Genomic DNA, 25,865 nt, shown 5'->3' on the forward strand with positions numbered 1-25,865 from the left:
AACGCTTCACAGCGCCAAACACCCGTCGGTGAGCTCAGAAAGAAGAACAACAGATCGGCACAAGTCTCTCACGCCAGACCCTAAGGCCTGGCCGCAAGGACAAACGCCGCCCGCGTCTCCCTTCCTCAATTCCAACTTGTCAAAGAGCGGCTCCGGTCACCCGAAGCCCGCGCCGGCAACAGACCGTCCGGGCTGACGCCCGAGGGACCCTTGCTCGACTGGAGGAACCGTGATACCGGACCGACTGTTCAGTGGTCCGCCTCAGCGGTGGAGGGCGTCTAGAGCCCGCCGATCCTCCTGTCAACCCCACCTCGGATCCGCCGTAGCGGCCCGCCGCAGAGCCGGCATCTCGCAGAAAACAGAAGACCGCCCGGCTAAACCCGCCGGCCAATCCCGCCGCTTGTCAGAAGATGCCTCAGCGCCCGGTCCACTTCCGCGGCCGGCGCCGATGAGCCGGGGTATAGGCCCACCGTTCCGGGCCGTCAACACCCCGTCACACACGCCGTCGATTTTTATGCGCACCTCCCGGCGGAGGCTCGCTTGTCTCGTGTGCGATGCGCAGGGCGTCGGCGGTTGGGTCAGTAGCCCTTCTTCACCTGGGCGAGCGCCGCACTGAGACCCTGCGCGATCCGGGCCCGTTCGTCCGGCCCGGCATCCCGGGCCACGAGCGCCTGCTGCCGACGTGAGACCAGGGTCAGGCGCTGAAGCCCGTACTCGTCATCCTCCACCGTCTCGATCTTGGTCCAGAGCGGATTGAACCGCCACTCGCGCCGCTCGCCCCGATGGCTCACCCGGGCGAGCAGGATCTCGATCTGCGAGATCATGACCTCCTCGAAGGAGCGCCCGCGGCGGAAGCTGACTTTCAGGGCCGCGTAGATCGCCAGCATGTCGAGACCGAAGAACCCTGCCACCGGCCAGAAACCCATGCGCCAGGCCCAGATCGAGACGACGAGCGAGACCGCGCAGCAGCCCGTCATGACCACCCGGAAGCCGAGCCGGCTCAGGGATTGATGGGGCCGGATCGTCGCGGTGAAGACGGGCCGGTCGATCGTGTCTGGATCGAGCCCATAGGGATGGACGGAAGGATTGCCGCTCGCCATGCGATCCATATAACGCGCCGATGTCCGCCAGAAAGACTCCCACTCCCGTGACGGATCGCTCCGGTGGCGATGCCGCAATCCGGGCGACGGCGCCGTCCCGGGCCGCGCCAAAGCGCGCATCCAAGGGCGCTTCCAAGGGCGCTTCCAGGAAAGCGGATCCGGTCGTCTCGAAGAGCGCGCTGAAGAGCGCGGCCGCGGTCCGCCGCGGCGGTCCGATCGGGACGGCACGCTCGGGGCATGGCGACACCGCCCCCGAGGCGGTCGATGCCGCCACCCTCGCCGAGATCTTCCGCCGCTTCCACGCGGCGGAGCCGGAGCCGAAGGGCGAGCTCCACTACGTCAATCCGTTCACCCTTCTGGTCGCCGTCGTGCTCTCGGCCCAGGCGACGGACCGTGGGGTCAACCTCGCCACAGGGCCGCTCTTCGCGGTCGCCGACACACCCGAGGCCATGCTGGCATTGGGCGAGGACCGGGTCCGCGATTTCGTCCGGACGATCGGGCTGTTCAACACCAAGGCGAAGAACGTCGTCGCCCTCTCGCGCATCCTCGTGGAGCAGCACGGTGGCGCGGTGCCGGCGAGCCTGGAGGCCCTGCAGGTGCTGCCCGGCGTCGGCGCCAAGACCGCGAGCGTCGTCCTGAATATCGCCTTCGGGGTTCCGCGGATCGCCGTCGATACCCATATCTTCCGGGTCTCGAACCGGATCCCCCTCTTCGTCGGCTCGACCACCGATAAGGTCCAGGCCGGTCTCGAGGCGCTGGTGCCGGAACCCTACCGCCGGCACGCCCATCACTGGCTGATCCTGCACGGCCGCTACACCTGCAAGGCGCGCAAGCCCGAATGCCCGCGCTGCCTCATCGCGGACCTCTGCCGCTACCCGTCCAAGACGTCCGCCTGACCGGTGGATCCTGGGCGGCGGCGCGACCGCGAACCGCGTTCCGGCTACGTCCGGAGCGCCCTCCGCAATCCCGCCCTGCAGGCTAACGCGTTGTGCTGGAAGCCCGCTTCCGCTAGTTTGGCGGCCGGTCGCCGGGGCCCTTGGGCAGAGGCCGTCCGGCGGCCCGACCTCGCGTCCGGTCGCCGCGCCGCGGATTCCTCCCAATCGTCGCGCATCAGGAGCCTCGGCCCATGGACTTCCTCAAACCACGGTACACGCCTATGAACCGCCGCCGTCGCATCTACGAGGGCAAGGCGAAGGTCCTCTACGAGGGGCCGGAGCCCGGCACGCTCATTCAGCACTTCAAGGATGACGCGACGGCCTTCAACGCGAAGAAGCACGAGGTCATCGACGGCAAGGGCGTCCTGAACAACCGGATCTCCGAGTTCGTCTTCCAGCACCTCAACGACATCGGCGTGCCGACTCATTTCATCCGCCGGCTCAACATGCGCGAGCAGCTGATCCGCGAGGTCGAGATCATCCCTCTCGAGGTCGTGGTGCGCAACGTCGCGGCCGGCTCGCTGGCGACCCGGCTGGGCCTGGAGGAAGGCACCCAGCTGCCGCGCTCGATCATCGAGTTCTATTACAAGAACGACGCGCTGAACGACCCGATGGTCTCCGAGGAGCACATCACGGCCTTCGGTTGGGCGACGCCCCAGGAGATCGACGACATCATGGCGCTGGCGATCCGCGTCAACGACTTCCTGTCGGGCCTCTTCCTCGGCGTCGGCATCCGACTGGTCGACTTCAAGATGGAGACCGGCCGCCTCTGGGAAGGCGACATGATGCGCATCGTGGTCGCTGACGAGATCTCCCCGGATTCCTGCAGGCTCTGGGACATCAAGTCCTCCGACAAGCTCGACAAGGACCGGTTCCGCAAGGATCTCGGCGGCCTGATCGAGGCCTACACCGAAGTCGCCAAGCGGCTTGGAATCATGTCGGAGAACGAGAAGGTCCAGGGCAGCGGCCCGCGCCTCGTCCAGTAAGCGCGTTCAGGCGGGTGGGCGGCGCAGGTGCGTCGGCCCCGCCTCCGGAAAGCCCGGCCGCAGCCGGGCGTGGGTCGAGAGGTCCGGATCGAAGCCCGGGTGATAATGGGGGTCCTGCACCAGTAGCGGCCCCCATCGCTTCTTCAGCGCCGCGATCTCGCGCTGGTGGCGGGCGCGGGCCTCCGGAGTCCAGCGGCGACTCGCCGCCTCTCGGTGGTGCAGAACCGCTCCGGGGACCAGCAGCGTGCGATAGCCGTCCGCGTTGAGGCGCAGGCAGAGATCGACATCGTTGAAGTCCACCGCGAAGACCGCCTCGTCGAAGCCGCCGACCGCCCGGAACTTGTCCGCTTCGACCGCCAGGCAGGCGGCCGTGACCGCGGAGACCGCGTGCGTGACGCGCAACGCCGCCAGATAGCCGGACGCGTCCCCCGGGAAGTGGCGGTGCCCGTGGGTGACAAGGCCGCCGGTCCCGAGCACGATGCCGCCGTGCTGGATCCGTCCCTCGCCGTCGAGGAGCTTGGCGCCGACGGCGCCGACATCCGGTCGAAGGGCCTCACGGGCCATCAGAGACAGCCAGTCGGGCCGGAACGCCTCGACGTCGTTGTTGACGAAGACCAAGAGCCGGCCGCGGGCGCGGGCCGCGGCCGCGTTGTTCATGGCGGCGAAGTTGAACGGCCCGGGACAGGGCACGACATGCCCCCTCCCCTCCCCTTCGAAAGCGCGCAGAAAGGCGAGAGTCTCCGGCTCGCGACTGTCGTTGTCGCAGACCAGGATCTCGATCGACGGCCAGTCGGTGCAAGACCGCAGGCTTTCGAGACAGGGGCGCAGGAGATCCAGGCGATCGCGGGTCGGCACGATCAGGCTGGCCAGGGGCCGGGTCCCGGGAAGGGGATGTTCGACCTGCACGAGGCTGTCGGGCCCCACCGCGACCCGGACGGCCGACCGCCCCGTTCGGTCCAGGTGATCCCGCACGATCGCATGATGGGACGCGCGCGCCCCCGCGCCTTCCGGCGGCGGGACCGGACGTCCGGCACGCCGCACGGACAGAAGCTCCGGGATATGGCCGATCGCGCCCGGGCCGAAGCGCTCGGCAATCCGGAACGCGGCCTCAGCCGGGCTTCGGGGCGCGGCGGCCGGGTCAAGGGCGCTGCCGCGGCAGGCCAACACGGGCCCGAGATAATCGAACGCCACGAGCCGGTCGGCGTCGAAGACCGGTGGCAGAAGCGGCACCACCACACCGCCGATCCGCTCCTGCACGAGGGCATCGCCATAGAGGGCTTGGAGGTCGGGCTCCGCGGCGAAGCGGGCGGCGATCCGCTCGGGTGCGCCGGTCACGAGGATGCCGTCACCGATCAGACGGATTGCGTCCCCCGGACCGGCCGGCGCCGGCGGGAAGCGGTCGAGAATCGCGGGCGGCAGCGAAAGCCGGTGGTCGATTCCGATCAAGGCCGCGAGCGCTTGCCGGGCCCGCAGGCGCTTCCCCATCAGGCGCGCCCGCACGATGGCAGCCGCGGCCCGGGGGTGAACGAGGATCTGGCGGGCTGTCCCTAAAAGCGTGCGCCAGGAGCGGCGCGGCGATCCGTGATACGGGCCGCCTTCACGGCCCGATGCCCCGTCCGACGGCGTCATTCCAAGTCCTCGCCGAAGGTCGTGACCGACAGGGCGGGATGGTAGAACGGATCGTGCCGGATCACGGCGCGCCAGCGCTCGGAGAAGCGGGCCGCCTCCTGCTCGAAGCGCGTGCGCTTGGCACCGACGGAGGGACCGCGGCTGACGGATTCGAGATGGGCCAGGGTCGCGGCCGGCGTCCAGACCGTCTTCCAGCCGGCGGCCCCGAGGCGCAGGCAGAAATCCACGTCGTTGAAATCGACCGGGAAGGACTCGGCGTCGAAGCCCCCCACCGCCAGATACTTGTCGCGCGCGACGGCGAGGCAGGCGGCCGTCACCGCCGAGACCTCGTGCGCCACACGCAGCCGGCCGAGATGGCCCGGCGTGTCCCCGGGCCGGCGGCGCAGGATATGGCCCGCCCGACCGCCGAGGCCGACGACGACGCCGGCATGCTGCAGTGTGCCGTCGCCGTAGAGAAGCTTTGCCCCGACGGCCCCGACATCCGGCCGGCAGGCCTGCCGGACCATGGCTTCCAGCCAGCCAGGCTCCAGGACGGCGACATCGTTGTTCAGGAGCACGACGATCGCGCCCGACGCCGCGCCGACGCCGGCATTGACCATCGCGGCGAAATTGAAGGGTTGAGGGTCCATGAGGATCCGCACGCGCGGATCGTCGCGCAGGCTTGCGTAGTGATCGAGCACCGCGGGATCGGTGGAACCGTTGTCGACGATGATCAGCTCGATCGCCGCATAGGCGGTCTCGTGGAGCACGCCGCGGCAGACGCGGGTGATCAGGTCCAGGCGGTCGCGCGAGGGAATCACGATGCTCACCAGCGGCGCCGGATCCGGAAGCGGCCATTTGAGGTGAACGGCGCCGTCGTGGATCTCGGCACGGAGCGAAGGCCACCCGGATCGACGCGCGTCGAGGGCTGCCGCCCGGGCGGACGCGTCGAGCCCATCGCCGACGGTGCGGGCGAGAATCCGCGGGACATGCGCCACCCGCGCGGCGCGGGTCGTCGCGGCGGCCGCGATGGCCAAACCGATCTCCTCCATCGGGCCGACGGGGCGCCCCGGACTTGCGGAGAGCCACGTCTTCGACAGGAGCAGGGGGAAACCCGGATAGCCCGTCGCCAGGGCAAGATCCGGGCTCCAGTCCGGCTTCAGCTGCGGGCGACCGTCGGGGCCGATCGCGTCGCCGTAGGCGATGTCCGCGTCCGAGAGGGTGTGGGCCAGCAGCGCCATGGCCTCGGGCTCCAGGACGTCGCCGGGGCGTAGCAGGCACAGGGCGTCCGCATCGCGGAGAAGATCGTCGAAGCCGGCAGCATCGTCCCAGGCACGGTGAGACACGGGCCCGTCCTCCGATGGAGGCGGCGCGCCCGACCATGCGACCGAGACCCACTCTGGCTGGTGCGTCTGCGCGGCCAGCGCGTCGCGCGCGGCGCCCAGCACCGCCGCCTCGCCGGGTCGCGCGAGCAGGAGACAGCCGATCCGCAGCGCGGAGGGTGGAAGGCCGGCGGGCCGGGTCCGGGCGGCGGCCCAGGACGGGAAGCGGACCATCGGCGTTACCGCGCAGGTGCCGCGCAGGATGTCCCGGTAGCGCCGGTCCGAGCCGCGGGCGCGCTCGTAGAGCGCGGCGAGGCAGCGCCAGGGCCGGCGGAGGAGACATTGTGCGAGCAGGCCGGCCTCGTGCCGGGCACCGACCCGCTCCAGAGCGAAGTCGGCACCGGCCGAGAGGCGGATCTCGCGCGCATCCGAGGGGATCAACCCCAGCCAGTGAGCGAGTCCCTGAGAGGCGCCCGGCAGGACGAAATCCTGAACGGCATCGTCCGGACCCCGCAGGACGCGGAGGATCGGGCGCCGGGGTGGCGCCGCGGGATCGCCGCTGTAGCTCAGTACGATCCAGCCGACAGGATGATCGGGGAGCACGAGGCGGCGGTCGTATTCGGGATCGGCCACCGGTTCGAGGCGAAACCGCGTCGCCCGGCCGAGCCAGATCTCGCCGTGACCGGTCTTCGCAATCAGTCGGTTCGGATCGCCGAAGCGTGCCGCGGCGTCACTGGGCAGCGTCGCCTCCGCCGGCGGGGGCTGCGGCGACCGCCGGTTTCCGGCGGCGCGGCTTCGCAGCGGCCTTCCCGGCCCCCTTGCCGGCGCCGACACCCACCGCGATGTCATACTCGGCCGTCATCGCGGCAGGAACCTGCAGATCATCGGCGACGACCGTGGCAAAGCCCTGGGCCTCACCCGGTCCGACCGTGACGCTGACCCGCTCGGCGCGGCTTGAGACGACCTTGCCGTTGTAGCGGATCTGGAACGTCACCGGCACCTCGAACCGGCCCGGCGCGCCGGCCGGCCCGAGCAGGACGTTGACCTCCGCGCCCACCTTGACGGTGATCGAGCCGTCCTGACGCCGCGTGCATTCGCGGGCAAGCCGAGCGAGGGCGTACTGGGTGCGCACCGTATCGCCCGCAAGGGTTCGCGAGGCGGCGGCACCCTCGACGACCTCCACCGGAGGGCAATAGGGTGGATCGAGGGTTTCGGACTGCGACGGCGGCACCGTCGTGCCTCCGTACTTGAACAGGTTGGAGAAGATGTTCCCCTCCTCGGCCCGGCACGGAGCCGCAGCGGCGAGGGACAGGGCAAGCACGAGACCGCCCCGCCGGAGCAGCGCGTTCGGCAGCCGGGAGACGCCCGGGGACCGCGTCGGAGTCCTGTCTTGAAGTCCGATCATCGCACGGCTCCCGAGCGGCACCGTCATTTCAGGCTATCGAACCCGGCCGCGAAGCCCTTCATCGACAGCGGGATCCCGACGCCTTCCTCGGGCGTCTGGAACACGATGAAGGTGGCTTGCGTGCCGTTCTTGAACTGGCGGATCAGACCGTCATCCATCACGACCTCGGCCACGCACCCGGTGGTGAGACAGCGGACGAAGCCCGCGCGGCCGATATCGGTCTGGTCGATCTTGAGGCCGAGGCCGGAAGGCAGGAGGACGCCCAGCGGCGCCACCACCCGCAGGAGGTAGCCGCGGTTGTCGGCCGTCTTCAGGACGATCACCACCAGGGTCAGATTCGGCCGGTCCTCGGCGGCGAGATACTGGACGAGGGCACATTGCTCGGCCTTCGCGCCGGCCGGCGTCTCGCAGCGCAATTGCCAATCCTCGAAGGTCTTGCGCACCATACCCTGGGCCGCGGCCGGCCCGGCGGGCACGAGCGCGGCCGCCACGAGGGCGAGGAAAACCGGCAGCGCGGCGCGCCGGACGGCGCGCCGGAAACGAACGAGCCTCGCGTGAAGCGGCACCACCGATCCCTTCGGAACGCTCCGGCCGAGGACCGGCGGGAGCCGTACAATCGGGCGTGTTCCGACCATGGTCCGGCCCGCGCTGTCAAGCGATGCGGTCGCGGTGTTGCGCGTCGGCGCTACCCGCGCGGGTGTCTGCGGCCTAGATTGTGATCGAACACTCCTCCTGCGCCGGATCCCGCCGTGATGCGCCTGCTCACTCTCTCGGCCGCCTGCTTGATGGCCACCCTCGCGCAGGCGGGGGCCCAGTCCCTGCCGGTCGGGGAGACCACCTACATCGAGCGCTCGCTCAATCACACCGACACGCTGGTGATCGAGCATCCGCCGGTGGCGGCGAACCCGTATGGCCGCCGCAACGGACATGCCGCGATCGCCGGCTATTGCCGGGACGGTGGTCTCATCCGGCGGCGTGACGAGTTCGGCAACCCGGTGATCATCCGCCAGCGGGAGGTGTGCGACAGCGTCGCGCCGCGTACCCTCAGTCCCGGCGAGGTCGATCCCCGCCCGAGCTGGCCGGCCGACGCCGTGGCGCGCCAGCGCGTCCTGCGCGCAAAGGGCTGACGCGGGTCACGCCGTCTTCTCCGGTCGGCGGATCAGCCGTACCGATGCAGGCCGGTGCCGTGGCGCTTGAGCCACGCTTCGGCGGCGTCGGTGTTCGGACAGAGGGCGTGCACGAGAGCCCAGAAGCGTGGGGAATGGTTCATCTCGCGCAGGTGGGCCATTTCGTGAGCGACCAGATAGTCGAGCACCATCGGCGGCGCGAGAATCAGGCGCCATGAGAAGTTCAGCTCGCCGCGGGCCGTACAGGAGCCCCAGCGGCTGCGGGTGTCGCGCAGGGTGACGCGGACCGGCCTCTGCCCGAGTTGCACCGCATAACGCTCGATCGCCTCGGCGAGGTCGTGCTTCGCCTCACGGGCCAGGAAGTCGCGGATTCGGCGCGCCACATGGGCTGCGTCGCAGGACACCGAGATGGCCGGCTCTCCGGCGACGCACTCGACCCGTACCGGACCGCTGCGGGTGCCGCGCTGGAGGATCCGGTGAGGCTCGCCGCGGAGCGGCAGGCTGGACTCAGGCTCGAAGGCCACGCGAGCCGGCACACGGGCCAGACGCGTTGCGATCCAGCCCGCATGGCTCGCAGCGAAGCGCTGGGCGGTGTTGACGGCGGTGCGGCTCGGAAGGGTGATCACCGCCTCGCCGGTGGCGGCCGAGACCCGGAGGGTGATGCGGCGCGCGGTCTCCCGCCGCCGGAGGGCAACGCGGAAACTGGCCCCCTCGTGCTGGACCTCAAGATGATCGGGATCGGGGCGACGCAGCAGCGCGAAGGGCATGCGCGACTTCTAGCTGGGCCGGACGCGCGGCTCCAGATCCCGCCGGCCCGAAGCGCCACGGCTTCAGCCAGCGAGGGCCCGGGTCCAGACGTCGGTGTCGGGCAGGACGAGGAGAGCGGCCGCCGCCAGGGCGATCCCGTACGGGATCCCGGTCTTGGCGTCGTGCAGATGCAGTGCGAACGGCATGCGCGCAATCCGGACGGGCAGCGGATGCGTCCGCGCGAACAGGATCCCCAGCGTCAGGGCACCGCCGAACAGTGACGCCACCAGCAGGTAATCGCCGAGTCCATCGAAGCCGAGCCACAGGGCCGTGGCGGCCGCGAGCTTGGCATCGCCGCCGCCGATGACACCGAAGGCGAAGAGCGCGAAGGTGACGAGCAGAACGACCGCGCCGGCCGCGCAATGGAAGCCGATCTCGGCCCAGCTCATCGGGCCCGTCAGGGCGAGGAGCGCGAACCCCGCCACGAGGCCGAGGGAGATCCGGTTCGGGATCAGCATGGTCAGAAGATCGCTGGCGGCTGCGTACGCCATCAGGAACGGGAAGAGGATCAACAGGCCGAATCCGGCCGGGCCCAGACCTGTCAGGCCGAGGCTTGCCGTCGCTGAACCGACCATCTCGGCGCCCATTTCGTCGAAACCTGTCGCATCACCGGCCAACGATCCGACCCGGCCATCCGTCGGCCGGAATGGATCCGCGCATTACCAGACGGCCTGTGCCGCCGCGAACGAGAACGATCCCGGCCGGCCGAGCCCCCGGTCTCTCGCCGAGAGCCGGGGTGTCTCGCACCTGCCGCAGATCAGAGCCGTCTCGCTTAGTTCAGGTTGCCGGAGATCTGGCTGAACTTGCTGGTGAGGCTGGTGCCAACGGTCTTCAGCGCGGTGATGATGGCGACGGCGATCAGGGCCGCGATCATGCCGTACTCGATCGCGGTGGCACCGGACTCGTCCGAGGCGAAGCGCGTGAACAGGGTCTTCATGGAGAGCGATCCTTCGATCAACATAGAGCGAGGCAAAACTTGCGCGATGACCGATGAAGATTTTTCTTGTCTCGATCGGCGGCCTGCACAGACTGGCGATTTCGCCTTGAAAATCGGTTAAATCGATCCCGGAGCGTCGTAAAATGCCGTCTCGTTGCGAGATTGGTGAAGGTTGGGTTTCTTCGATACGGCAGTGCGCGGACTCTTGGTCTTGCTTAGCGCTTCCTTCACCCATCCCGCGATAGCCTCGGGCTTCGGGTCGGATCTCGTCCGCTACCCGTCGTCTTGAGGAAACCCGATGCGCCGCACCCTGTCGATTGCGGGCCGAGCCGGCCTCATCGTCCTGATGACGGGCGCCACAGCCGTGGCGGGTCAGCCCGAGCTGCTGCCGGTCGTGACCGTTCTGGTGGACAATGCCAAGGTCCTCCGCCTGCCGGAGAAGACCTCGACCATCATCGTCGGGAATCCGATCATCGCCGAGGTGACGCCGCAGAAGAACGGCGTCCTCGTGCTCACCGGCAAGAGCTTCGGATCGACCAATCTCATCGCCCTCGACAACGGCGGCGCCATGATCGCCGAGACGACCATCCGGGTCGAGGCGTCGCGGGACTCGACCATCACGGTCCAGCGCGGTCTCGACCGGGAATCCCTGTCCTGCACGCCGAGTTGCCAACCGTCGGTACAGCTCGGCGACTCGGCGAGCTATTTCGGCACGACCAGCGGGCAGGCCGACGCGCGCCGCAAGCTTGCGACCGGCGGCGGCGCCGGAACAGTTCCGGCGGCCGATCACTGATCGAACCGGATCCGGGAGCGAAGACGCGCGGGTGACGTCGCGGCCGATGTCGCGGGCACCACATCGCCACCCGCCGTCGATGCGGGGGCGCCCCTCAGCGCCGCTCTGGTCGGCGACGGCCTTGCGGACCATCGCCACGCGCTGAGGCTGACCCGGCGACGGGGAGCAGCCCGTCCCGATCATGTGCCCTTGCGGAGCGGGACGGCCCGGTGGACGATGGCGCGATGGAATCCGGTCCGCTCACCTATGTCATCGGCGACATCCACGGCTGCGCCGACCTCCTCGATGCGCTGTTGGAGCGGATCGCCGACCATGCCGCCGACCGCGGCCGCCGCCTCGTCTTCCTCGAGGATTATATCGACCGCGGGCCGGACAGCGCCGCGGTTCTCCGCACCGTGAGCCGGCTGAATTGGGCCGAGCCCGAGCATGTCATCTGCCTGATGGGCAATCACGAGCGGATGCTGCTCGATGCGCTGCAGACCCCTCAGGCCGCGGAACACTGGCTCTACAACGGCGGGGAGGCGACGCTCGCCTCCTTCGGCGCCCGGGAGGCGGGCGATCTGCCACGCGACACCCTCGACTGGCTCGAAGGTCTCCCCACCCTGCATGGGGATGACGCCCGCTGGTACGTCCATGCCGGTTTCCGGCCCGGCGCGGCGATCCCGGATCCGGACGATCACAATCGGCTCTGGATCCGCGAGCCGTTCCTGGAGGGCGACCACGATTTCGGCCGCCACGTGGTCCATGGCCATACCCCCCAGCGCAACGGACGGCCCGAAATCCGCCGGTTCCGCACGAACCTCGACACCGCAGCGGTCTACGGGGGAGCCCTCACGGCAGGCGTCTTCTCCGCCGCGCAGGGCCCGGCGCTGCATTTCCTGCAGGTCCGGGCGCCGGCCTAGACGGTTCGACGCGCGGGGACGAGGGCGCACAGGATCCCGACGAGCCAACCGCCCAACAGGACGACGCCGCCAGTGGGCGCAGCCATCGGAAAGAGCGGGCGCTGGAGCCACGTGCGCACCGAGAGGTCGCCGCAGAATAGGATCAGACCGAGGACCAGAAGCCCCGAAGCGGTCCGGGCAAGCCCGGTCCGGGCAAGGCCGGCGGTGCCGAAGCCGATGAGCGCCAGAATGGCGGGGGCGTGGAACAGCAGGAACTGCGCCGCCGTCTTCAGCGAATCGGCGCCGGGGATATGCGCGGCGGCGGCGCTCAACGCCACACCGAGCAGGCCGGCGAGGCAGGCGAGCGCCGCGAGCGCACGATCGACACCCGCAACACTCACGCGCCGCGCTCCACGAGGAGCCTGGCGATGGCCGCACGCAGCTCCGGCACGCCGGAATCGTCCCGACTTGAGGTGAGGATCACCTGCGGATAGGCCGCCGGACGCTTGGCAAGCCCGGCCTCGATCCCGGCAATGCGGCTCGCGACCTCGCCCTTCTTGAGGGAATCCCCCTTGGTCAGCACGACCTGATAGCTCACCGCGGCCTTGTCGAGGCCGTCGAGCACATCGGTATCGATCGACTTGAAGCCGTGCCGGGCGTCGATGAGCATGAACACGCGGGCGAGGCTGGCGCGCCCCTTCAGGTAGGAATGGATCAGCCGCGTCCAGGCCTCGACCTTGGCCTTCTCGACCGCGGCGTAGCCGTAGCCGGGCATGTCGACGAGGGACAGGCGCTCGCCGATCCGGAAGAAGTTCAGCTGCTGCGTGCGCCCGGGCGTGTGCGAGGTCCGCGCCAGGGTGTTCCGCCCGGTGAGGGCATTGATCAGGCTCGATTTGCCGACGTTCGACCGTCCCGCGAAGGCAATCTCCACGCCCTCCATGGGCGGCAGCCGATCGAGCGTCTGGGCAGCCGCGTAGAAGTCGGCGGCGCCGGCAAAGAGAAGGCGGCCGGCCTCAAGAAGGTCGGCCGCATCGTCGTTGGTTTCAGTCACGGCACATTGCCTGTCAGCTCTTGGTGGCGGCCGTCTTGGCGCCGTTGCCGCGCCGGAACGTCGATCGCAGGTTGTCCCACAGCTCCACCTTCACGCCGTTGCGGCGCATGATGACGTACTGCTGGATCACCGACAGCGTGTTGTTCCAGGCCCAGTAGATCACGAGGCCGGCGGGGAACGACCCCAGCATGAAGGTGAACACGATCGGCATGAAGGTGAAGATCTGCGCCTGGACCGGGTCCGGCGGCGCGGGGTTCATCTTCATCTGCACGAACATCGTCACGCCCATGATCAGCGGCCAGACGCCCAGGTGGACGAAGTCGGGCGCCGGGAAGGGCAGCAGTCCGAACAGGTTCACGATGCTCGTCGGATCCGGCGCCGCGAGGTCGTGGATCCAGCCGAAGAACGGCGCGTGCCGCATCTCGATGGTGATGAACAGCACCTTGTAGAGCGCGAAGAAGACCGGGATCTGGATCAGCACCGGCCAGCAGCCGGCGACCGGATTGATCTTCTCCTTCTTGTACAGCTCCATCGTGGCCTGCTGCGCCTTTAGGCGGTCATCCTTGTAGCGCTCGCGGATGGCGGCCATCTCCGGCTGAACGGCCTTCATCTTGGCCATCGAGACGTAGGACCGGTTCGCGATCGGCAGGAACAGCAGCTTCAGGCAGAAGGTGACAACCAGGATCGAGACGCCGAAATTGCCGAACAGGTGATAGAAGAAGTCCAGCGCCCGGAACATCGGCTTGGTGATGAAGAAGAACCAGCCCCAATCGATCATCAGATCGAAGTGCTTGATGCCCAGGTCCTTCTCGTAGTTGTTGATGACGTTGACTTCCTTGGCGCCCGCGAACAGCCGCTGCGTCGCGGTGACGGAGGTGCCGGCCGCCACGTTCACGGCGTCGCCGCGCACGCTCGCCTGATAGACGTTGGTGGTCCCGTCGGTCCGGTCGGTGAAGGCGCCGGTATACGGCGTGTCCTGATCGGGGATCGCGGCAGCCGCCCAGTACTTGTCGGTGATGCCCACGAAGCCGCCGGTCACGCCGGTCCAGGCCTTGCCCTTGGTGTTGGCGCCGCCGTAGGCGCCCTCCTTGGCGAGCTTGTCGTAGGTGAATTCCTGAAGCCCGTCGTTGCCGAGATAGCCGATCATGCCCTCGTGCAGGACGTAATAGCCCTGGGTGTGCGGCTTACCCCAGCGGGAGACGAGGCTGTAGGGGTAGAGCGTGATCGCACCCGAGCCCTTGTTCTCGACCTCGTCGCGGATCGTGAACATGTACTTGTCGTCGACCGCGATGATCCGCTTGAAGACGAGGCCGGCGCCGTTGTCCCAGGTCAGGGTCACGGGCATGCCCGGCTGGAGCGTCTTGCCCTCGCTGGTCCAGAGGGTGTCGTTGTTGGGCAGCGGCCCGGCATTGGCGCCGACCCAGCCGAACTCGGCGTAATAGGGCGTCTCGCTGCCGGCCGGCGAGAACAGCACGATCTCGGGGCTCTTGGGGTCGACGGTCTCGTGGTAGTTCTTGAGCGACACGTCGTCGACGCGGCCGCCCTTCAGGGCGATCGAGCCGGACAGCGCCGGGGTCTCGATCCGGATGCGCGGCGAGCGGGCGAGCGCCGCCTCGCGGGAGATCGGGCCGCCTTGCGGCGTGGGCAGCGTGCCGGGCACCGGCGCGGCCGGGCCGCCCTCCTTGGGGGACGGCGAAGGCACGCCGTCCGGGGTCACGCCCGGGGGCTGCTGTTGCTGCGCGGCCTTGTTCTGGGCCTCGATCAGCCGCTGCTGCTCCATGCGCGGGCCGGCCACGAAGTACTGCCACCCGAGCAGCACCAGCAGCGACAGGCCGATGGCCACGAACATGTTCGTCTTGTCATTGCCCATCAGGGACACCGCCGCACGCGTTCGGAGTGGCATCAAGACCGGCGCCGGCCCCGGGGGACCTGCGCGCGCCGGTGATTCGGTGATCTCTGTCGCACCCCTGCGACGGGCCGATGTCGGCGCGGCCGGAGGGCGCGGGCTGCGCGGAGGCGCCCGCTTCCTGCTGGAGAGATGAGGTTTGAGGTGTGGCCTTGGACCGCCGGTTGCCGGATCGGCCGGACGGCCTGTCGCCCCGGGGCGCCGCAGGCCGGGTCACCGTCGGGATCGCACGCCGCAGGTCCTCGGCCAGCGACGCGAAGGGGGCGTCCAGCGCCGGGCGCCGGGCGATCAGTACGATGTCGGCCGGCAGGGTCGCGAGTTCGGCCGGCAGATCGGCCGCGACCAGCCCCAACGCGGCGCGGAGACGGCGCCGGATGCGGTTGCGCTCCGTCGCGTGACCCACGCGCTTCGTGATAGTGAAACCGAGACGGAGGCCGGGGCAGGCCTCCGGATTCCGGAGGCGCCCCTGCGCGGTCATGCGCTCGGTGTGAAAGCGACGCCCCTCGGCCGCAGCCAGGAAGTCGGGTCGTTTCTTGAGCCGCTCGATCGTCGCCATCGATGGTTCGATCCCGGCCGATACCACTTGCCTCACGGCGCGGATGCGCGAAGGCGTCCGCGCCCGAGAGGATCCGGCCTCAGGCCGACAGGCGCTTGCGGCCGTGGGCGCGACGGCGCGCGATCACCTTGCGGCCGCCGGCGGTGGCCATGCGCGCACGGAAACCGTGGCGGCGCTTACGGACGAGCTTGCTCGGCTGGTAGGTTCTCTTCATGGCTCAGAGCCTTCAAAGGTCGAGGCGCGCTCGCGGGCGGCTGATGCCGCACCCGACCTTCACGCGTCCTTGGTTGTCTGCAAACACGAAGGGCGCCCATGCGGGGCGCCACGTCGCGAGTGGCGGGCTTATGGCGGATGGGTCCCGCGAAGTCAACGTTCGGCGGGGCTCAATGCCCCTCGAACTGCATGAGGGTCCGCACCTCGACGCCCATGTCGCGCAGGCGCTGGGCCCCGCCGATCTCGGGCAGATCGATGACGAAGCAGGCGGCCACGATTTCGGCGCCGATCTTCTGGAGCAGGTTCACCGCCGCCGTGGCGGTGCCGCCGGTGGCGATCAGATCGTCGACGAGGAGCACCCTGTCGCCGGGCCGGACCGCGTCGACGTGGATCTCGATCTCGTCGGTGCCGTATTCGAGGGCGTAGGCCATCGAAACCGTCGTGTGGGGCAGCTTGCCCTTCTTGCGGATCGGCACGAAGCCGCAGGAGAGCTGATGGGCGATGGCCCCGCCCAGGATGAAGCCCCGGGCCTCGATGCCGGCCACTTGGTGGATCTGCCCGCCCGCATAGGGGTGAACCAGCGCGTCCACCGCCCGCCGGAAGGCGCGCGGGTCGCTGAGCAGCGTGGTGATGTCGCGAAAGATGATCCCGGGCTTCGGGTAATCGGGAATCGAGCGGATCGATTCCTTCAGCGCGACGTGGCGGCGGGCTTCCATGCGTTCGGCCTTCCGTGGAGAACCGCGGGCTTAAAGCAGAAGGTTGCGGTCCTGACCAGTTTCCGGCGGCAGGCCGGGCGGGTCAGGCCGCATTCGGTGCGTCCCGGCGGTCCGGCGACCGTCCCACGCGGCGCGAGCGGTCCGGTCGCCGCGGGCGCGCTTGGCTCCGAGGAAGCCCGCCCGAGGCGGGCAATCCCTGATCGCCGCGGGCGTCGAGACGCGGCGCGTCGGCGGGCCTCGATCCCGGTCTCCGCCGCGCGGTCCCGGGATGACGGGCCGCTAGGCCGCCTGGACCTTCTTGAGGATGGCGACGAGTTCCCGGTGCAGCTCCTCGTTGCCGCAGGCCACCGACCGGGGCGCGAGCGGCTCGGCGGCGCCATCCGCGGAGGTCACGAAGCCGCCCGCCTCGCGCACCAGGATCACGCCGGCGGCGAAATCGTAGGTCTGGAGATCGCGCTCCCAATAGGCGTCGAGGCGCCCGCAGGCGACATAGGCCATGTCGAGAGCCGCCGATCCCATCCGGCGGGTGCCGCCGGCCACCGCCATGACGGCGCCCAGCTCGCGCAGGAGTCGCGGATGGCTGCCGCGACCGAGATAGGGCGTTCCGTAGCCCACCAGCGCGTCGGCCATGTCCTGACGGCCGGAGACGCGCAGGCGCCGGTTGTTGAGATAGGCCCCCTTCCCGCGCTCGGCGACGAACAGCTCGTCCTTGATCGGGTCGAAGATCACACCGGCGACGATCTGGCCCTCGCGCTCGAGGCCGACCGAGACGGCGAAATGGGGCACGCCGTGCAGGAAGTTCGAGGTGCCGTCGAGGGGGTCGATGTGCCAGGTGTGGCTTTTGTCGGTCCCCTCGATGATCCCGTTCTCCTCCTGCACGAGACTGTAGCCCGGGCGCGCCTTCATCAGGGCGTCGCGCAGCACCTCCTCGGCCTTGCGGTCGGCCGCGGAGACGAAGTCACCCGGGCCCTTCCGCGAGACCTGCAGGTTCTCGACCTCGCCGAAGTCGCGGCGCAGGCCGCGCGCGGCCTTGCGCACGGCATCGACCATCACGGTCATGAGCGGGGAGGAGATCATGGTCGGACTTTTCGCGGGTGAGGATTGACGCCGTCGTTACAGCCCGGCGCCGGAAAAGACGAGATGGGGGCAGGACATGGGCGCCGTGCGGCGGGGGGGGGGCCGGCCCGGACCGGGTCCCACGGATCGTCGTCGCCCCTCATCCCGTCCCTCGGGCGAGAGGGACGGGATGAGGGGCGTGCGTCAGCCGGAGGCGGCGCGACCTGAGCGCGCGTCACCGGCACGCCTGATCCGGAACCTATCCTCCCTCAGCCGGAAGGGTGAGCCGATCGCGCCCTGTGATAGAGGCCACGGCCCCTCGATGGGGCCAGGCCGTGGCGGTCGATACGGAGACCCGAGGCCCTACTCGGCGGCCTCGACGAAGACCGTGCCGGCCCGGGGCAGATCCAGCGCCTCCCAGGTCTCGCTGAGGGCCGCGGCGAGGCGCTCGATATGCGCCGCGTCGTGGAACGGCGACGGCGTGATCCGCAGGCGCTCGGTGCCGCGCGGAACGGTCGGATAATTGATCGGCTGGATGTAGATGCCGTGGTGTTCCAGCAGGTGGTCGGCCGCGGCCTTGCACAGTTCGGCATCGCCGACCATCACCGGCACGATATGGGTCTCGGTCTCCAGGATCGGCAGGCCCGCCGCGGCCAGGGCCGCCTTGGTGGCCGCCGCCTGGCTCTGGTGCGCCTCCCGCTCGGCGCTGGAACGCTTGAGGTAGCGCACCGACGCCCGTGCCGCCGCCGCCACGGCCGGCGGCAGCGCGGTGGTGAAGATGAAGCCCGGCGCGAAGCTGCGCACGGCGTCGCAGATCGCCGCCGAGGCGGTGATGTAGCCACCGACGCAGCCGAAGCCCTTGGCCAGCGTCCCCTCGATCACGTCGACCCGGTGCATCACCCCGTCGCGCTCGGCGATGCCGCCGCCGCGCGGACCGTAGAGACCGACGGCGTGGACTTCGTCCAGATAGGTCATCGCGCCGTAGCGGTCGGCGAGGTCGCAGATCCGGCTGATCGGCGCCACGTCGCCATCCATCGAGTAGACCGACTCGAAGACGATCAGCTTCGGCCGGTCGCCGGCCTCCTGGAGCAGCTCCTCCAGATGCTGGAGATCGTTGTGGCGGAAGATCTTCTTCGCGCAGCCTGAATGGCGCACGCCCTCGATCATCGAATTATGGTTGAAGGCGTCGGACAGGATCAGGCAATCCGGAATCAGCTTGGCGATGGTCGAGATGCCGGCCTGGTTCGACACATAGCCCGAGGTGAAGACGAGACCCGCCTCCTTGCCGTGCAGGTCGGCGAGTTCGCGCTCGAGATCGACGAGGGGCGAGTTGTTGCCGGCGATGTTGCGGGTGCCGCCCGCGCCCACGCCGCAGCGGGCGGCGGTCTCGGTCATGGCGGCCACCACCTCCTTGTGCTGGCCCATGCCGAGGTAGTCGTTCGAGCACCACACGGTGATCTCGGTCGTCTTGCCGTCGGGCTGACGCCACTTGGCCGTCGGGAACCGCCCGGAAATGCGTTCGATATCGGCGAAGACACGGTAGCGCCGCTCGCCGTGCAGCTGATCCAGCGCGCCGCGGAAGTAGCGCTCGTAGCCGGAACCGGCGCGCGTCGATCCCGTTGGGGCGAGCGTCGTGCTGGGCATCCGGGTCACGGTCATCGAGCGTCCTTCGCGTTTCGGCCACGCGGGCGGCGCCTTGAAGCGCCGGGTCCCGCGATCTGAGGTCTGGCCTCGGTCAGTCCTTCGCGTGAGGACCGGAAGATACGCGCGGATCTGGAACTGGTTCAAGGTAAGGTTCCGACATCGCTGCGTTGCATCCGTTGAGAGGGCGGCACGAACCCGGTAGCGTCCGTCAGGATCTTTCCCTTCGAACTTGGCTCCGGCGCCCTTCCGAATCCCATGTCTCTACCCGCAGATGGCTCCTCCCACCGGAACGCCCGTGTCCCGAGCTTGCGGCGACCAAGGGTCGCGCCATGACCGACGCGAAGACGGACGCGAAGGATGCGCGCACGGAGCGCCTGAAGGCGGCCCTGCGGCAGAACCTGCGGCGCCGCAAGGCGCAGGATCGGGGCCGGACCGAAACGAGACCGGCTCCGGACGCGGACCGGTCCTGCACGTCCGAGGCCGCGATCAACGGTCCTGATTCCGACAAATCCAGTCTATAGGGCACGGCCAAGCCTGGGCGCTTCCGCGCCCGCGATCAGCACGGCCGGCCGCGCGCCATCGGGGATGCGCCGCCCAAGGACACACGATGGACCGCATCCACATCACCGGCGGCGCGCCGCTCAACGGCGTGATCCCGATCTCGGGCGCCAAGAATGCGGCGCTGCCGCTGATGATCGCCAGCCTGCTCACCGGCGAGACGCTGGAATTGATCAACGTGCCGCGGCTCGCCGACATCGCCGCGCTGACGCGGATCCTGGGCAACCACGGCGTCGACCACATGGTGGTCGGCAAGCGCCCCGGTCAGACCACCGAGACAGGCCAGACCATCCGGCTCACCGCCTCGAACGTTATCGACACCACCGCGCCCTACGACCTCGTCTCGACCATGCGGGCGAGCTTCTGGGTGATCGCGCCGCTGCTCGCCCGGTTCGGCGAGGCCAAGGTGTCGCTGCCCGGCGGCTGCGCCATCGGCACCCGGCCGGTCGACCTGCTGATCATGGCCCTGGAGAAGCTCGGGGCCGAGATCGAGATCGACGCCGGCTACGTGGTCGCCCGCACGAAGAACGGCCTGCGCGGCGCCGAGATCGTCTTCCCCAAGGTCACGGTCGGCGGCACGCATGTGGCGCTGATGGCGGCTGCGCTCGCCTACGGGACCACGGTGATCGAGAACGCCGCCCGCGAGCCGGAGGTCGTCGACCTCGCGGAGTGCCTGAACAAGATGGGCGCGAAGATCCGCGGCGCCGGCACGCCCCATATCGAGATCGAAGGCGTGGCCCGTCTGAACGGCGCCCGCCACGCGGTCCTGCCCGACCGGATCGAGACCGGCACCTACGCCATGGCGGTCGCGATGGCCGGCGGTGACGTCGTCCTGAAGGATACGCGGGCCGATCTGCTGCACGCGGCCCTCGACATCCTGTCGACCACGGGCGCCGAGATCACCCCGGTCGAGGGCGGCATCCGCGTGCGCCGCAACGGCGCCGGCATCGCGGCGGTCGACGTCACCACGGACCCGTTCCCGGGCTTCCCCACGGATTTGCAGGCGCAGTTCATGGCGCTGATGACGCTGGCCAAGGGCCAGTCGCATATCCGCGAGACGATCTTCGAGAACCGGTTCATGCACGTGCAGGAACTGGCCCGGCTCGGCGCGAAGATCCGCCTCGAGGGCGACCTCGCCATCGTCGAGGGCGTGGAGCGGCTGAGGGGGGCACCCGTCATGGCCACCGACCTGCGCGCCTCGGTGTCCCTGGTGATCGCGGGCCTCGCTGCCGAAGGCGAGACCCAGATCAACCGGGTCTACCATCTCGACCGCGGCTTCGAGGCGCTTGAGGCCAAGCTCGGCCGCTGCGGCGCGCAGATCGAGCGCGTCCGGGCCTGAGCGACCCCTGCGGTCCGGGACGTCGATGGACTTCGGCGGGCCGCCGATGTCGTCTGAACCCTGACCGCCGATCCGGGGCGCGGGATCCGGTTCTACGGCGGGGCCCAGGCCGGGCGGCCTTTGCTCGATCTGCCGAATGGCGGCGGAGACGAGAACCGGCACGTCTGTGCGGTCGATCGCCGGGACAAACCGGGACCTGAAGCCCTTCCCGGGCGGCGCGGCCGGGCTCGTCCGGGTCAGCCAGACGAGCCCCCTCACGGGGAGGCGTTCCGCGCGCAGGTGATCCGGGCGATCGGCGATCCGGACACCGCGGCGGGGCTGGACCAGATGCGTGCGCGCTCGCCGGTTCACCGGGCCGGCGGGATCCGGGCGCCCCTCCTGATCGCGCAGAGCGCCACCGCCCCCCGGGTGAAGCAGGCCGAGTCCGACCAGAGGGTCGCAGCCCTCGATGCGAAGCGCCTCACGGTGACCGATCCGCTGTTCCCGGACGAGGGCCACGGCTTCGTGCGGCCCGAGAACCGCCTCGCTCTCTATGCCCGGGCGGAGGCCATCCTGGCCCGGCATCTCGGCGGCCACGCCGAGAGCCCCCGGACGCGGCGGCCGAGGCGGGCCGTGCCCCGCAGGTCATGCGCGACAGCGGATGCTCAATCCTCGATCTGCCCGCGCCTGTAGCCGAAGCCGGGTATGTCGCAGCCGCAGGGCGCATTGGGCGGCGCCGGGCGCGTCAGGCATGTGCCGCGGGCGGTCACGCAGACGCTGTCATCCCACGACCGCCCCGGGCCGGTGCGCCATTGAGGCCGGATCCGGTCGGACGCATCGTCGAATGGCGGCGGGGGCGGAGGCCAGCCGTAGCCATCGTCGGCGGGCGGTGGCGGCCGGCGATCTCGGGGCGGCGGGGCGTAGACGTCCCGGTCCGGACCCGGTCGGCCGTAGATGTAGGGCCGCGCGTCGGGGCCGACCTGCGCACCCGCGGGACCAGCCGCGTAAATCCCCAGGGCCAGCGCCGCTAGAGTCGCGTGCGTCGTGAACTTGGCCATCCTCGACCCTGCCTCGACCCTGCTTCGATGCGTCCGCTCCGCCTCTAGTCCACGGCGCTGGGTCGAGCCTGTGCCCCGTCCGCACCCGGCATCCTCAGGTCGGGCGTTGCCCGAACGGGGCTGCGCCGCTACCTACGCCCTGCCGCGGGGCCCCTCGCCGACCGGCCCACGCCCCGCGTTCGCCGAGGACCCTCTGCATGGAGCTGCTCAAGCTCGCCGCCCTCGACATCGAGGACTTGACCGTGATCTCAGCCCACCTGCAGGACGCGATCCTCCGGCCGGAGGATCTGACCTATCTCGCCGGTGAGCAGCGCTTCCTCATGGCGGTGCGACGCTTCGACTGGACACCGGACGCCCCGCCCCGGCGGCGCCTCGCCGGCCTGCACATCGAGCGCGTCCGGGGCGTGAAGAGCCGCGGCCTGAAGCCGGGCGACGCCACGCCGATGAGCCTGCTTGCCCTGACCTTCGAACAGACGGATGCGCCGTCGGGTCACATCGATCTCGTCTTCTCGGGCGGTGCGGCCCTTCGTCTGGAGGTCGAGTGCATCGAGGTCCGGATGAAGGATCTCGGCCCGGTCTGGGAATCGGCCACCCGTCCCGGCCACGACATCGATACCGATACGACCGCCGGCCCGGCGGCCTGACGCGAGACAGAGAGCTTTCCGATGGTCCGGCTCGACAGCAGCGATCCGAATTTCGCCACCGCCTTCGCGCATCTCCTGACGGTGAAGCGTGAGATCGCCGAGGACGTGGACGAAGCGGTCCGCGCCATCATCGCCGACGTCGTCGCCCGCGGCGACGCGGCCCTGGTCGACTTCACGCGCCGCTTCGACCGGCTCGGCACCGATTTCTCCGCCGAGCACCTGCGGGTCACCGAGGCGGAGATCGCCGCGGCGGTCGCCGCCTGTCCGCAGGAGTCCCTCGAGGCCCTGCGCCTCGCCGCGGAGCGGATCGAGAGCTTCCATCGCGCGCAGCGGCCCACGGACCATCGCGCCACCGACGCGCTGGGCGTCACCGCCGGCTGGCGCTGGACGGCGCTCGAATCGGTGGGGCTCTACGTCCCGGGCGGGACGGCGAGCTATCCCTCCTCGGTGCTGATGAACGCGCTCCCCGCCCGCGTCGCCGGCGTGCCGCGGCTCGTCATGGTCGTGCCGACCCCCGACGGCCAGATCAATCCGCTGGTCCTGGCCGCCGCGCAGCTCGCCGGCGTCCACGAGGTCTACCGGGTGGGCGGGGCCCAGGCGGTGGCCGCCCTCGCCTACGGCACCGCCACCATTGCTCCCGTCGCCAAGGTCGTCGGGCCCGGCAATGCCTGGGTCGCCGCGGCCAAGCGCCGGGTCTTCGGCCAGGTTGGGATCGACATGATCGCCGGCCCCTCCGAGGTGCTGATCCTGGCCGACGGCCACGCCAACCCGGACTGGGTCGCCGCCGACCTGCTGGCGCAGGCCGAGCACGACGTCGCCGCCCAGGCGATCCTGATCACCGACAGCGCAGACCTGGCGGACGCCGTTGAGGTGGCCGTCGAGCGCGCCCTCACCACCCTGCCCCGTCAGGAGATCGCCCGGGCGAGCTGGCGCGACTACGGCGCCGTCATCCGGGTCCGGACCTTCGACGAGGCCGTCCCACTCGTCGACCGCCTCGCCCCCGAGCACCTGGAGATCGAGACGCAGGATGCGGAGGCGCTCGCCGCCAAGGTGCGCAATGCCGGGGCGATCTTCCTCGGCTCGCACACGCCGGAGGCGATCGGCGACTATGTCGGCGGCCCGAACCACGTCCTGCCCACCGCCCGGTCCGCCCGGTTCTCCTCCGGCCTCGGGGTGCTCGACTTCATGAAGCGGACGACGATCCTCGCCTGCACGCCGGAGAGCTTGCGGGCGCTCGGCCCGGCGGCGATAAACCTCGGCCGGTCCGAGGGCCTGGAGGGGCACGCCCGCTCCGTCGCGATCCGGTTGAACCTGTGAGGTTTTGGGGATGGCGGAGAAGCAGCGCGGGCCGAACCGCCTCGCGAAGGTGAGCCTGGACGAGGCGTCCATTGCCCGCGGCAACCCGGATCAGGAGCACGAGCGGGCCATCGCGCTCTTCGACATCCTGGAAGACAATGTCTTCGCGATCCCGGGCCGAGAGGGCCCCTACGCCCTGACGCTGGGCCTCGTCGAGAACAAGCTGTCCTTCGCCATCACCACGGTGGAGGGCGAGCCGGTGATGACGCACCTCCTGTCGCTGACGCCATTCCGTCGGGTGATCCGCGACTACGAGATGATCTGCGAGAGCTACTACAACGCGATCCGCACCGCCTCGCCATCGCAGATCGAGGCGATCGACATGGGTCGGCGGGGCCTGCACAACGAGGCGTCCGAGACGCTCAAGCAGCGGCTCGACGGCAAGGTCGACCTCGACCACGATACGGCCCGCCGCCTGTTCACCCTGATCTTCGCGCTGCACTGGAAGGGCTAGGGCGCCCTCCGCGCCGACCGGCGATGGCTGAGCCCGTTCCAGAGCCTCCTCCCGACGCCTCTCCGAAGAGGCGGCGGGTGCAGTCCGTCCTGTTCATGTGCAATTACAACGCCGTGCGCTCCGTCGCGGCGGAAGCGATCGCGCGCGCCTATTTCGGCAAGTCCACCTATGTGCAGTCGGCCGGAGTCCGGTCCGGCGAGCCCACCGATCCGTTCATGATCGCGGCCCTCGACGAGATCGGGATCGATGCCAGCCGACACCGCCCCCGCACCATCGAGGAGTTGGAGGATTGGGAGGGGCTGAACTTCGACCTGATCATCACCCTGGCGCCGGAGGCCCATCACCGGGCGCTGGCCCTGACGCACACGCTCGCGGCCGATGTCGAATACTGGCCGACCCCGGATCCCACGCTGGTGCAGGACGCGTCCCGGGAGCAGCGTCTCGAGGCCTATCGTGAGGTCCGCGACGGGCTCACCCGGCGGATCAAGGCCCGTCTGAAGGCGTAGGCGGGCGGCGTCTCTTCCTGACGATCGCGCATCGCCGACCGGCGGATCGCCGATGCCGTGCCTGCGGACTGTCGCGCGCGGGGTTCCGCGGGTCCGCCGCGTCAGCCGCGATCGCCCACCAGCCAGGCCCGGATCCGGCCGGCGAGGAGCGGCCGGGCGCGAATGACGTCGTCGCCGTCGAGGAGCGGCGAGTCTGCGAGCGTCGCGAGATAGGCGTCCTCGGCGCTGCGGCAGGCGCGGAAGGCAGCGTCTACGGCCAGATCCCGGTCCGTCAGCGCGGCTTGAATCCCGAAGTTGCGGCTGACGCAGTCGCGCCACGCAGCGTGGCGGAGCTCGGTCTCGCTCGCGGCCCGCGCGGTGCCGCAGGCCGCGGCGACGAGGACGATCGCGAGGAGCGGGGCCGGCATCACGTGGCGGGCTCGCGGCATCGTTCAGGCACTCCGTCACCCGACAGAGTGGCGGCGCAGGGTTATCAATCCGTTAAGATGTGGTGCCCGCGGCGCGGGTTCCACTGCCGGAGGTGGGCCTTGATCAGCGGTTGGCGGTGGTGACCGGGGAGGTGACGCCGCCGAGCGAGACCCAGGCGACGGCGTCCTGGCTCTCGCGCTTGATGAACACGTAGCCGGTCTTGTGCCAGGGCAGGATCGCGTTGGTCTTGTTGTCGAGCACCAGGTCGCCCCGGTCGGTGATCAGAGTGAGCACCGCGTGGCCCTCGCCCTTCTCGTCGATCACCACGGTCATGCGCATCGCCCGCCGCGGCAGGCCGGCCTGGGCCAGCAGATGGCGCTTGAGCAGCTGGAAGTCCTCGCAGTCGCCGATGCCGTCCTCGGCCAGATCCCACCGGTCGGCCACGTGCAGGTGGTCCTGATCGGTCATCGGCTCGACCGCCTTGTTGACCCGCCGGTTCACCGACACGATCGTCGCCCAG

31 protein-coding genes are annotated in these 25,865 nt (G+C 69.9%); 12 read left to right on the plus strand and 19 right to left on the minus strand.

Annotated elements, in window-relative coordinates:
* Positions 1-578: 578 nt before the first annotated feature.
* A complete protein-coding gene (locus BM396_RS30155) occupies positions 579-1,100 on the minus strand; it encodes a DUF2244 domain-containing protein (protein ID WP_043387564.1) in 522 nt (173 codons plus the stop codon).
* A gap of 215 nt (positions 1,101-1,315) precedes the next feature.
* Here BM396_RS30155 and nth point away from each other — a divergent pair, with 215 nt between their 5' ends.
* Together nth and purC are read left to right on the plus strand one after the other, a co-directional pair.
* A complete protein-coding gene (nth, locus tag BM396_RS30160; RefSeq protein ID WP_043387572.1) occupies positions 1,316-1,996 on the plus strand; it encodes an endonuclease III in 681 nt (226 codons plus the stop codon).
* Between the two features lie 230 nt (positions 1,997-2,226).
* Positions 2,227-3,021: a phosphoribosylaminoimidazolesuccinocarboxamide synthase gene (gene purC, locus BM396_RS30165; protein ID WP_043350657.1), complete on the plus strand. Its 795-nt coding sequence runs from the start codon at positions 2,227-2,229 to the stop codon at positions 3,019-3,021.
* 6 nt (positions 3,022-3,027) lie between these two features.
* Here the strand turns inward: purC and BM396_RS30170 are convergent, their stop codons facing one another.
* The 4 genes from BM396_RS30170 to BM396_RS30185 are packed head-to-tail and all read right to left on the minus strand — an operon-like array spanning position 3,028 to position 7,868.
* A complete protein-coding gene (locus tag BM396_RS30170) occupies positions 3,028-4,650 on the minus strand; it encodes a glycosyltransferase (RefSeq protein WP_043387563.1) in 1,623 nt (540 codons plus the stop codon).
* Entirely contained in the window at positions 4,647-6,800 is a 2,154-nt protein-coding gene (locus BM396_RS30175; RefSeq protein WP_244539010.1) for a glycosyltransferase family 2 protein, read from the minus strand. Before BM396_RS30175 ends, BM396_RS30170 begins: the two co-directional genes overlap by 4 nt.
* Positions 6,682-7,356: a hypothetical protein gene (locus BM396_RS30180; RefSeq protein WP_091995275.1), complete on the minus strand. Its 675-nt coding sequence runs from the start codon at positions 7,354-7,356 to the stop codon at positions 6,682-6,684. Before BM396_RS30180 ends, BM396_RS30175 begins: the two co-directional genes overlap by 119 nt.
* A gap of 23 nt (positions 7,357-7,379) precedes the next feature.
* Positions 7,380-7,868 carry an invasion associated locus B family protein gene (locus tag BM396_RS30185; RefSeq protein ID WP_043387567.1) on the minus strand — a complete coding sequence of 163 codons (489 nt, stop codon included), beginning with the start codon at positions 7,866-7,868 and terminating at the stop codon, positions 7,380-7,382.
* 240 nt (positions 7,869-8,108) lie between these two features.
* Between BM396_RS30185 and BM396_RS30190 the strand changes: the two genes are divergently transcribed.
* Entirely contained in the window at positions 8,109-8,483 is a 375-nt protein-coding gene (locus BM396_RS30190; protein WP_043387560.1) for a hypothetical protein, read from the plus strand.
* A 32-nt stretch (positions 8,484-8,515) separates the two neighbouring features.
* On the opposite strand, the gene BM396_RS30195 is transcribed toward BM396_RS30190, so the two are convergent.
* From BM396_RS30195 to BM396_RS30205, 3 genes are all read right to left on the minus strand, one after another.
* On the minus strand, positions 8,516-9,250 hold the full coding sequence (locus BM396_RS30195; RefSeq protein WP_043387558.1) for a M48 family metallopeptidase: 735 nt from the start codon (positions 9,248-9,250) through the stop codon (positions 8,516-8,518).
* 63 nt (positions 9,251-9,313) lie between these two features.
* Entirely contained in the window at positions 9,314-9,865 is a 552-nt protein-coding gene (locus BM396_RS30200) for an A24 family peptidase (protein ID WP_051045115.1), read from the minus strand.
* A gap of 197 nt (positions 9,866-10,062) precedes the next feature.
* Positions 10,063-10,227, minus strand: a complete 165-nt coding sequence (locus BM396_RS30205) for a Flp family type IVb pilin (RefSeq protein WP_012320434.1) — start codon at positions 10,225-10,227, stop codon at positions 10,063-10,065.
* A 298-nt stretch (positions 10,228-10,525) separates the two neighbouring features.
* Here BM396_RS30205 and BM396_RS30210 point away from each other — a divergent pair, with 298 nt between their 5' ends.
* Both BM396_RS30210 and BM396_RS30215 read left to right on the plus strand, forming a co-directional pair.
* Positions 10,526-11,020 (plus strand): pilus assembly protein N-terminal domain-containing protein, encoded by a 495-nt coding sequence (locus BM396_RS30210; RefSeq protein WP_043357447.1) that lies wholly within the window; start codon positions 10,526-10,528, stop codon positions 11,018-11,020.
* 224 nt (positions 11,021-11,244) lie between these two features.
* Positions 11,245-11,922 carry a metallophosphoesterase family protein gene (locus BM396_RS30215; protein ID WP_043387556.1) on the plus strand — a complete coding sequence of 226 codons (678 nt, stop codon included), beginning with the start codon at positions 11,245-11,247 and terminating at the stop codon, positions 11,920-11,922.
* On the opposite strand, the gene BM396_RS30220 is transcribed toward BM396_RS30215, so the two are convergent.
* The 8 genes from BM396_RS30220 to hemA all read right to left on the minus strand — a co-directional run bounded on the left by BM396_RS30220 (position 11,919) and on the right by hemA (position 19,058).
* Complete coding sequence (locus tag BM396_RS30220) at positions 11,919-12,302, minus strand: DUF423 domain-containing protein (RefSeq protein WP_043387553.1); 384 nt, start codon at positions 12,300-12,302, stop codon at positions 11,919-11,921. The genes BM396_RS30215 and BM396_RS30220 overlap by 4 nt on opposite strands.
* A complete protein-coding gene (gene yihA, locus BM396_RS30225) occupies positions 12,299-12,952 on the minus strand; it encodes a ribosome biogenesis GTP-binding protein YihA/YsxC (protein ID WP_043387550.1) in 654 nt (217 codons plus the stop codon). The genes BM396_RS30220 and yihA overlap by 4 nt, the downstream gene beginning before the upstream one ends.
* Before the next feature lie 13 nt (positions 12,953-12,965).
* Positions 12,966-14,822 carry a membrane protein insertase YidC gene (gene yidC, locus BM396_RS30230; protein WP_043387547.1) on the minus strand — a complete coding sequence of 619 codons (1,857 nt, stop codon included), beginning with the start codon at positions 14,820-14,822 and terminating at the stop codon, positions 12,966-12,968.
* Positions 14,812-15,414 carry a ribonuclease P protein component gene (rnpA, locus tag BM396_RS30235; RefSeq protein ID WP_043387546.1) on the minus strand — a complete coding sequence of 201 codons (603 nt, stop codon included), beginning with the start codon at positions 15,412-15,414 and terminating at the stop codon, positions 14,812-14,814. Before rnpA ends, yidC begins: the two co-directional genes overlap by 11 nt.
* Before the next feature lie 79 nt (positions 15,415-15,493).
* On the minus strand, positions 15,494-15,628 hold the full coding sequence (gene rpmH / locus BM396_RS30240) for a 50S ribosomal protein L34 (RefSeq protein WP_007558110.1): 135 nt from the start codon (positions 15,626-15,628) through the stop codon (positions 15,494-15,496).
* 169 nt (positions 15,629-15,797) lie between these two features.
* Positions 15,798-16,343, minus strand: a complete 546-nt coding sequence (locus BM396_RS30245; RefSeq protein ID WP_043387545.1) for an adenine phosphoribosyltransferase — start codon at positions 16,341-16,343, stop codon at positions 15,798-15,800.
* A 279-nt stretch (positions 16,344-16,622) separates the two neighbouring features.
* Positions 16,623-17,420: an inositol monophosphatase family protein gene (locus BM396_RS30250; protein ID WP_043357127.1), complete on the minus strand. Its 798-nt coding sequence runs from the start codon at positions 17,418-17,420 to the stop codon at positions 16,623-16,625.
* 342 nt (positions 17,421-17,762) lie between these two features.
* Positions 17,763-19,058 carry a 5-aminolevulinate synthase gene (hemA, locus tag BM396_RS30255; protein WP_043357125.1) on the minus strand — a complete coding sequence of 432 codons (1,296 nt, stop codon included), beginning with the start codon at positions 19,056-19,058 and terminating at the stop codon, positions 17,763-17,765.
* A 314-nt stretch (positions 19,059-19,372) separates the two neighbouring features.
* Here hemA and BM396_RS30260 point away from each other — a divergent pair, with 314 nt between their 5' ends.
* The 3 genes from BM396_RS30260 (at position 19,373) to BM396_RS30270 (ending at position 21,612) form a co-directional block, all read left to right on the plus strand.
* Positions 19,373-19,564 (plus strand): hypothetical protein, encoded by a 192-nt coding sequence (locus BM396_RS30260; RefSeq protein WP_043387544.1) that lies wholly within the window; start codon positions 19,373-19,375, stop codon positions 19,562-19,564.
* 86 nt (positions 19,565-19,650) lie between these two features.
* Positions 19,651-20,940, plus strand: a complete 1,290-nt coding sequence (murA, locus tag BM396_RS30265; protein WP_043357121.1) for a UDP-N-acetylglucosamine 1-carboxyvinyltransferase — start codon at positions 19,651-19,653, stop codon at positions 20,938-20,940.
* A gap of 279 nt (positions 20,941-21,219) precedes the next feature.
* Positions 21,220-21,612, plus strand: a complete 393-nt coding sequence (locus tag BM396_RS30270; protein WP_043387542.1) for an alpha/beta hydrolase family protein — start codon at positions 21,220-21,222, stop codon at positions 21,610-21,612.
* On the opposite strand, the gene BM396_RS33575 is transcribed toward BM396_RS30270, so the two are convergent.
* Positions 21,585-21,977, minus strand: coding sequence for a hypothetical protein (locus BM396_RS33575; protein ID WP_081948769.1), 393 nt, complete (start codon positions 21,975-21,977; stop codon positions 21,585-21,587). The genes BM396_RS30270 and BM396_RS33575 overlap by 28 nt on opposite strands.
* A gap of 197 nt (positions 21,978-22,174) precedes the next feature.
* Here BM396_RS33575 and BM396_RS30280 point away from each other — a divergent pair, with 197 nt between their 5' ends.
* The 4 genes from BM396_RS30280 to BM396_RS30295 are packed head-to-tail and all read left to right on the plus strand — an operon-like array spanning position 22,175 to position 24,937.
* The gene (locus BM396_RS30280; RefSeq protein ID WP_043351500.1) at positions 22,175-22,621 is read left to right on the plus strand and encodes a DUF2948 family protein; all 447 of its coding nucleotides are present in this window, start codon (positions 22,175-22,177) and stop codon (positions 22,619-22,621) included.
* Positions 22,622-22,642: 21 nt separating this feature from the next.
* Positions 22,643-23,938 carry a histidinol dehydrogenase gene (hisD, locus tag BM396_RS30285; RefSeq protein WP_043387540.1) on the plus strand — a complete coding sequence of 432 codons (1,296 nt, stop codon included), beginning with the start codon at positions 22,643-22,645 and terminating at the stop codon, positions 23,936-23,938.
* Between the two features lie 10 nt (positions 23,939-23,948).
* On the plus strand, positions 23,949-24,431 hold the full coding sequence (locus BM396_RS30290; protein WP_043387537.1) for a UPF0262 family protein: 483 nt from the start codon (positions 23,949-23,951) through the stop codon (positions 24,429-24,431).
* 23 nt (positions 24,432-24,454) lie between these two features.
* On the plus strand, positions 24,455-24,937 hold the full coding sequence (locus tag BM396_RS30295) for an arsenate-mycothiol transferase ArsC (RefSeq protein WP_043387536.1): 483 nt from the start codon (positions 24,455-24,457) through the stop codon (positions 24,935-24,937).
* 101 nt (positions 24,938-25,038) lie between these two features.
* Here the strand turns inward: BM396_RS30295 and BM396_RS30300 are convergent, their stop codons facing one another.
* A complete protein-coding gene (locus tag BM396_RS30300) occupies positions 25,039-25,365 on the minus strand; it encodes a hypothetical protein (protein ID WP_043387534.1) in 327 nt (108 codons plus the stop codon).
* 103 nt (positions 25,366-25,468) lie between these two features.
* Positions 25,469-25,865, minus strand: a 397-nt coding sequence (locus BM396_RS30305) for a transglutaminase-like cysteine peptidase (RefSeq protein ID WP_091995272.1), incomplete at its 5' end; no start/stop codon positions are given.

The sequence above is a fragment of the Methylobacterium sp. UNCCL125 genome, assembly GCF_900116795.1.
GTDB lineage: Bacteria > Pseudomonadota > Alphaproteobacteria > Rhizobiales > Beijerinckiaceae > Methylobacterium > Methylobacterium fujisawaense.

What these genes read in the sequence shown, in the direction of transcription:
- BM396_RS30155 (WP_043387564.1), bottom strand. Translation starts at nt 1,100, where the DNA reads ATGGCGAGCGGCAATCCTTCCGTCCATCCCTATGGGCTCGATCCAGAC.
- purC (WP_043350657.1), top strand. Translation starts at nt 2,227, where the DNA reads ATGGACTTCCTCAAACCACGGTACACGCCTATGAACCGCCGCCGTCGC.
- BM396_RS30170 (WP_043387563.1), bottom strand. Translation starts at nt 4,650, where the DNA reads ATGACGCCGTCGGACGGGGCATCGGGCCGTGAAGGCGGCCCGTATCAC.
- BM396_RS30175 (WP_244539010.1), bottom strand. Translation starts at nt 6,800, where the DNA reads ATGACATCGCGGTGGGTGTCGGCGCCGGCAAGGGGGCCGGGAAGGCCG.
- BM396_RS30180 (WP_091995275.1), bottom strand. Translation starts at nt 7,356, where the DNA reads ATGATCGGACTTCAAGACAGGACTCCGACGCGGTCCCCGGGCGTCTCC.
- BM396_RS30190 (WP_043387560.1), top strand. Translation starts at nt 8,109, where the DNA reads ATGCGCCTGCTCACTCTCTCGGCCGCCTGCTTGATGGCCACCCTCGCG.
- BM396_RS30195 (WP_043387558.1), bottom strand. Translation starts at nt 9,250, where the DNA reads ATGCCCTTCGCGCTGCTGCGTCGCCCCGATCCCGATCATCTTGAGGTC.
- BM396_RS30200 (WP_051045115.1), bottom strand. Translation starts at nt 9,865, where the DNA reads ATGGTCGGTTCAGCGACGGCAAGCCTCGGCCTGACAGGTCTGGGCCCG.
- BM396_RS30205 (WP_012320434.1), bottom strand. Translation starts at nt 10,227, where the DNA reads ATGAAGACCCTGTTCACGCGCTTCGCCTCGGACGAGTCCGGTGCCACC.
- BM396_RS30210 (WP_043357447.1), top strand. Translation starts at nt 10,526, where the DNA reads ATGCGCCGCACCCTGTCGATTGCGGGCCGAGCCGGCCTCATCGTCCTG.
- BM396_RS30215 (WP_043387556.1), top strand. Translation starts at nt 11,245, where the DNA reads ATGGAATCCGGTCCGCTCACCTATGTCATCGGCGACATCCACGGCTGC.
- yidC (WP_043387547.1), bottom strand. Translation starts at nt 14,822, where the DNA reads ATGGGCAATGACAAGACGAACATGTTCGTGGCCATCGGCCTGTCGCTG.
- rnpA (WP_043387546.1), bottom strand. Translation starts at nt 15,414, where the DNA reads ATGGCGACGATCGAGCGGCTCAAGAAACGACCCGACTTCCTGGCTGCG.
- rpmH (WP_007558110.1), bottom strand. Translation starts at nt 15,628, where the DNA reads ATGAAGAGAACCTACCAGCCGAGCAAGCTCGTCCGTAAGCGCCGCCAC.
- BM396_RS30245 (WP_043387545.1), bottom strand. Translation starts at nt 16,343, where the DNA reads ATGGAAGCCCGCCGCCACGTCGCGCTGAAGGAATCGATCCGCTCGATT.
- BM396_RS30250 (WP_043357127.1), bottom strand. Translation starts at nt 17,420, where the DNA reads ATGATCTCCTCCCCGCTCATGACCGTGATGGTCGATGCCGTGCGCAAG.
- hemA (WP_043357125.1), bottom strand. Translation starts at nt 19,058, where the DNA reads ATGACCGTGACCCGGATGCCCAGCACGACGCTCGCCCCAACGGGATCG.
- BM396_RS30260 (WP_043387544.1), top strand. Translation starts at nt 19,373, where the DNA reads ATGACCGACGCGAAGACGGACGCGAAGGATGCGCGCACGGAGCGCCTG.
- murA (WP_043357121.1), top strand. Translation starts at nt 19,651, where the DNA reads ATGGACCGCATCCACATCACCGGCGGCGCGCCGCTCAACGGCGTGATC.
- BM396_RS33575 (WP_081948769.1), bottom strand. Translation starts at nt 21,977, where the DNA reads ATGGCCAAGTTCACGACGCACGCGACTCTAGCGGCGCTGGCCCTGGGG.
- BM396_RS30280 (WP_043351500.1), top strand. Translation starts at nt 22,175, where the DNA reads ATGGAGCTGCTCAAGCTCGCCGCCCTCGACATCGAGGACTTGACCGTG.
- hisD (WP_043387540.1), top strand. Translation starts at nt 22,643, where the DNA reads ATGGTCCGGCTCGACAGCAGCGATCCGAATTTCGCCACCGCCTTCGCG.
- BM396_RS30290 (WP_043387537.1), top strand. Translation starts at nt 23,949, where the DNA reads ATGGCGGAGAAGCAGCGCGGGCCGAACCGCCTCGCGAAGGTGAGCCTG.
- BM396_RS30295 (WP_043387536.1), top strand. Translation starts at nt 24,455, where the DNA reads ATGGCTGAGCCCGTTCCAGAGCCTCCTCCCGACGCCTCTCCGAAGAGG.
- BM396_RS30300 (WP_043387534.1), bottom strand. Translation starts at nt 25,365, where the DNA reads ATGCCGCGAGCCCGCCACGTGATGCCGGCCCCGCTCCTCGCGATCGTC.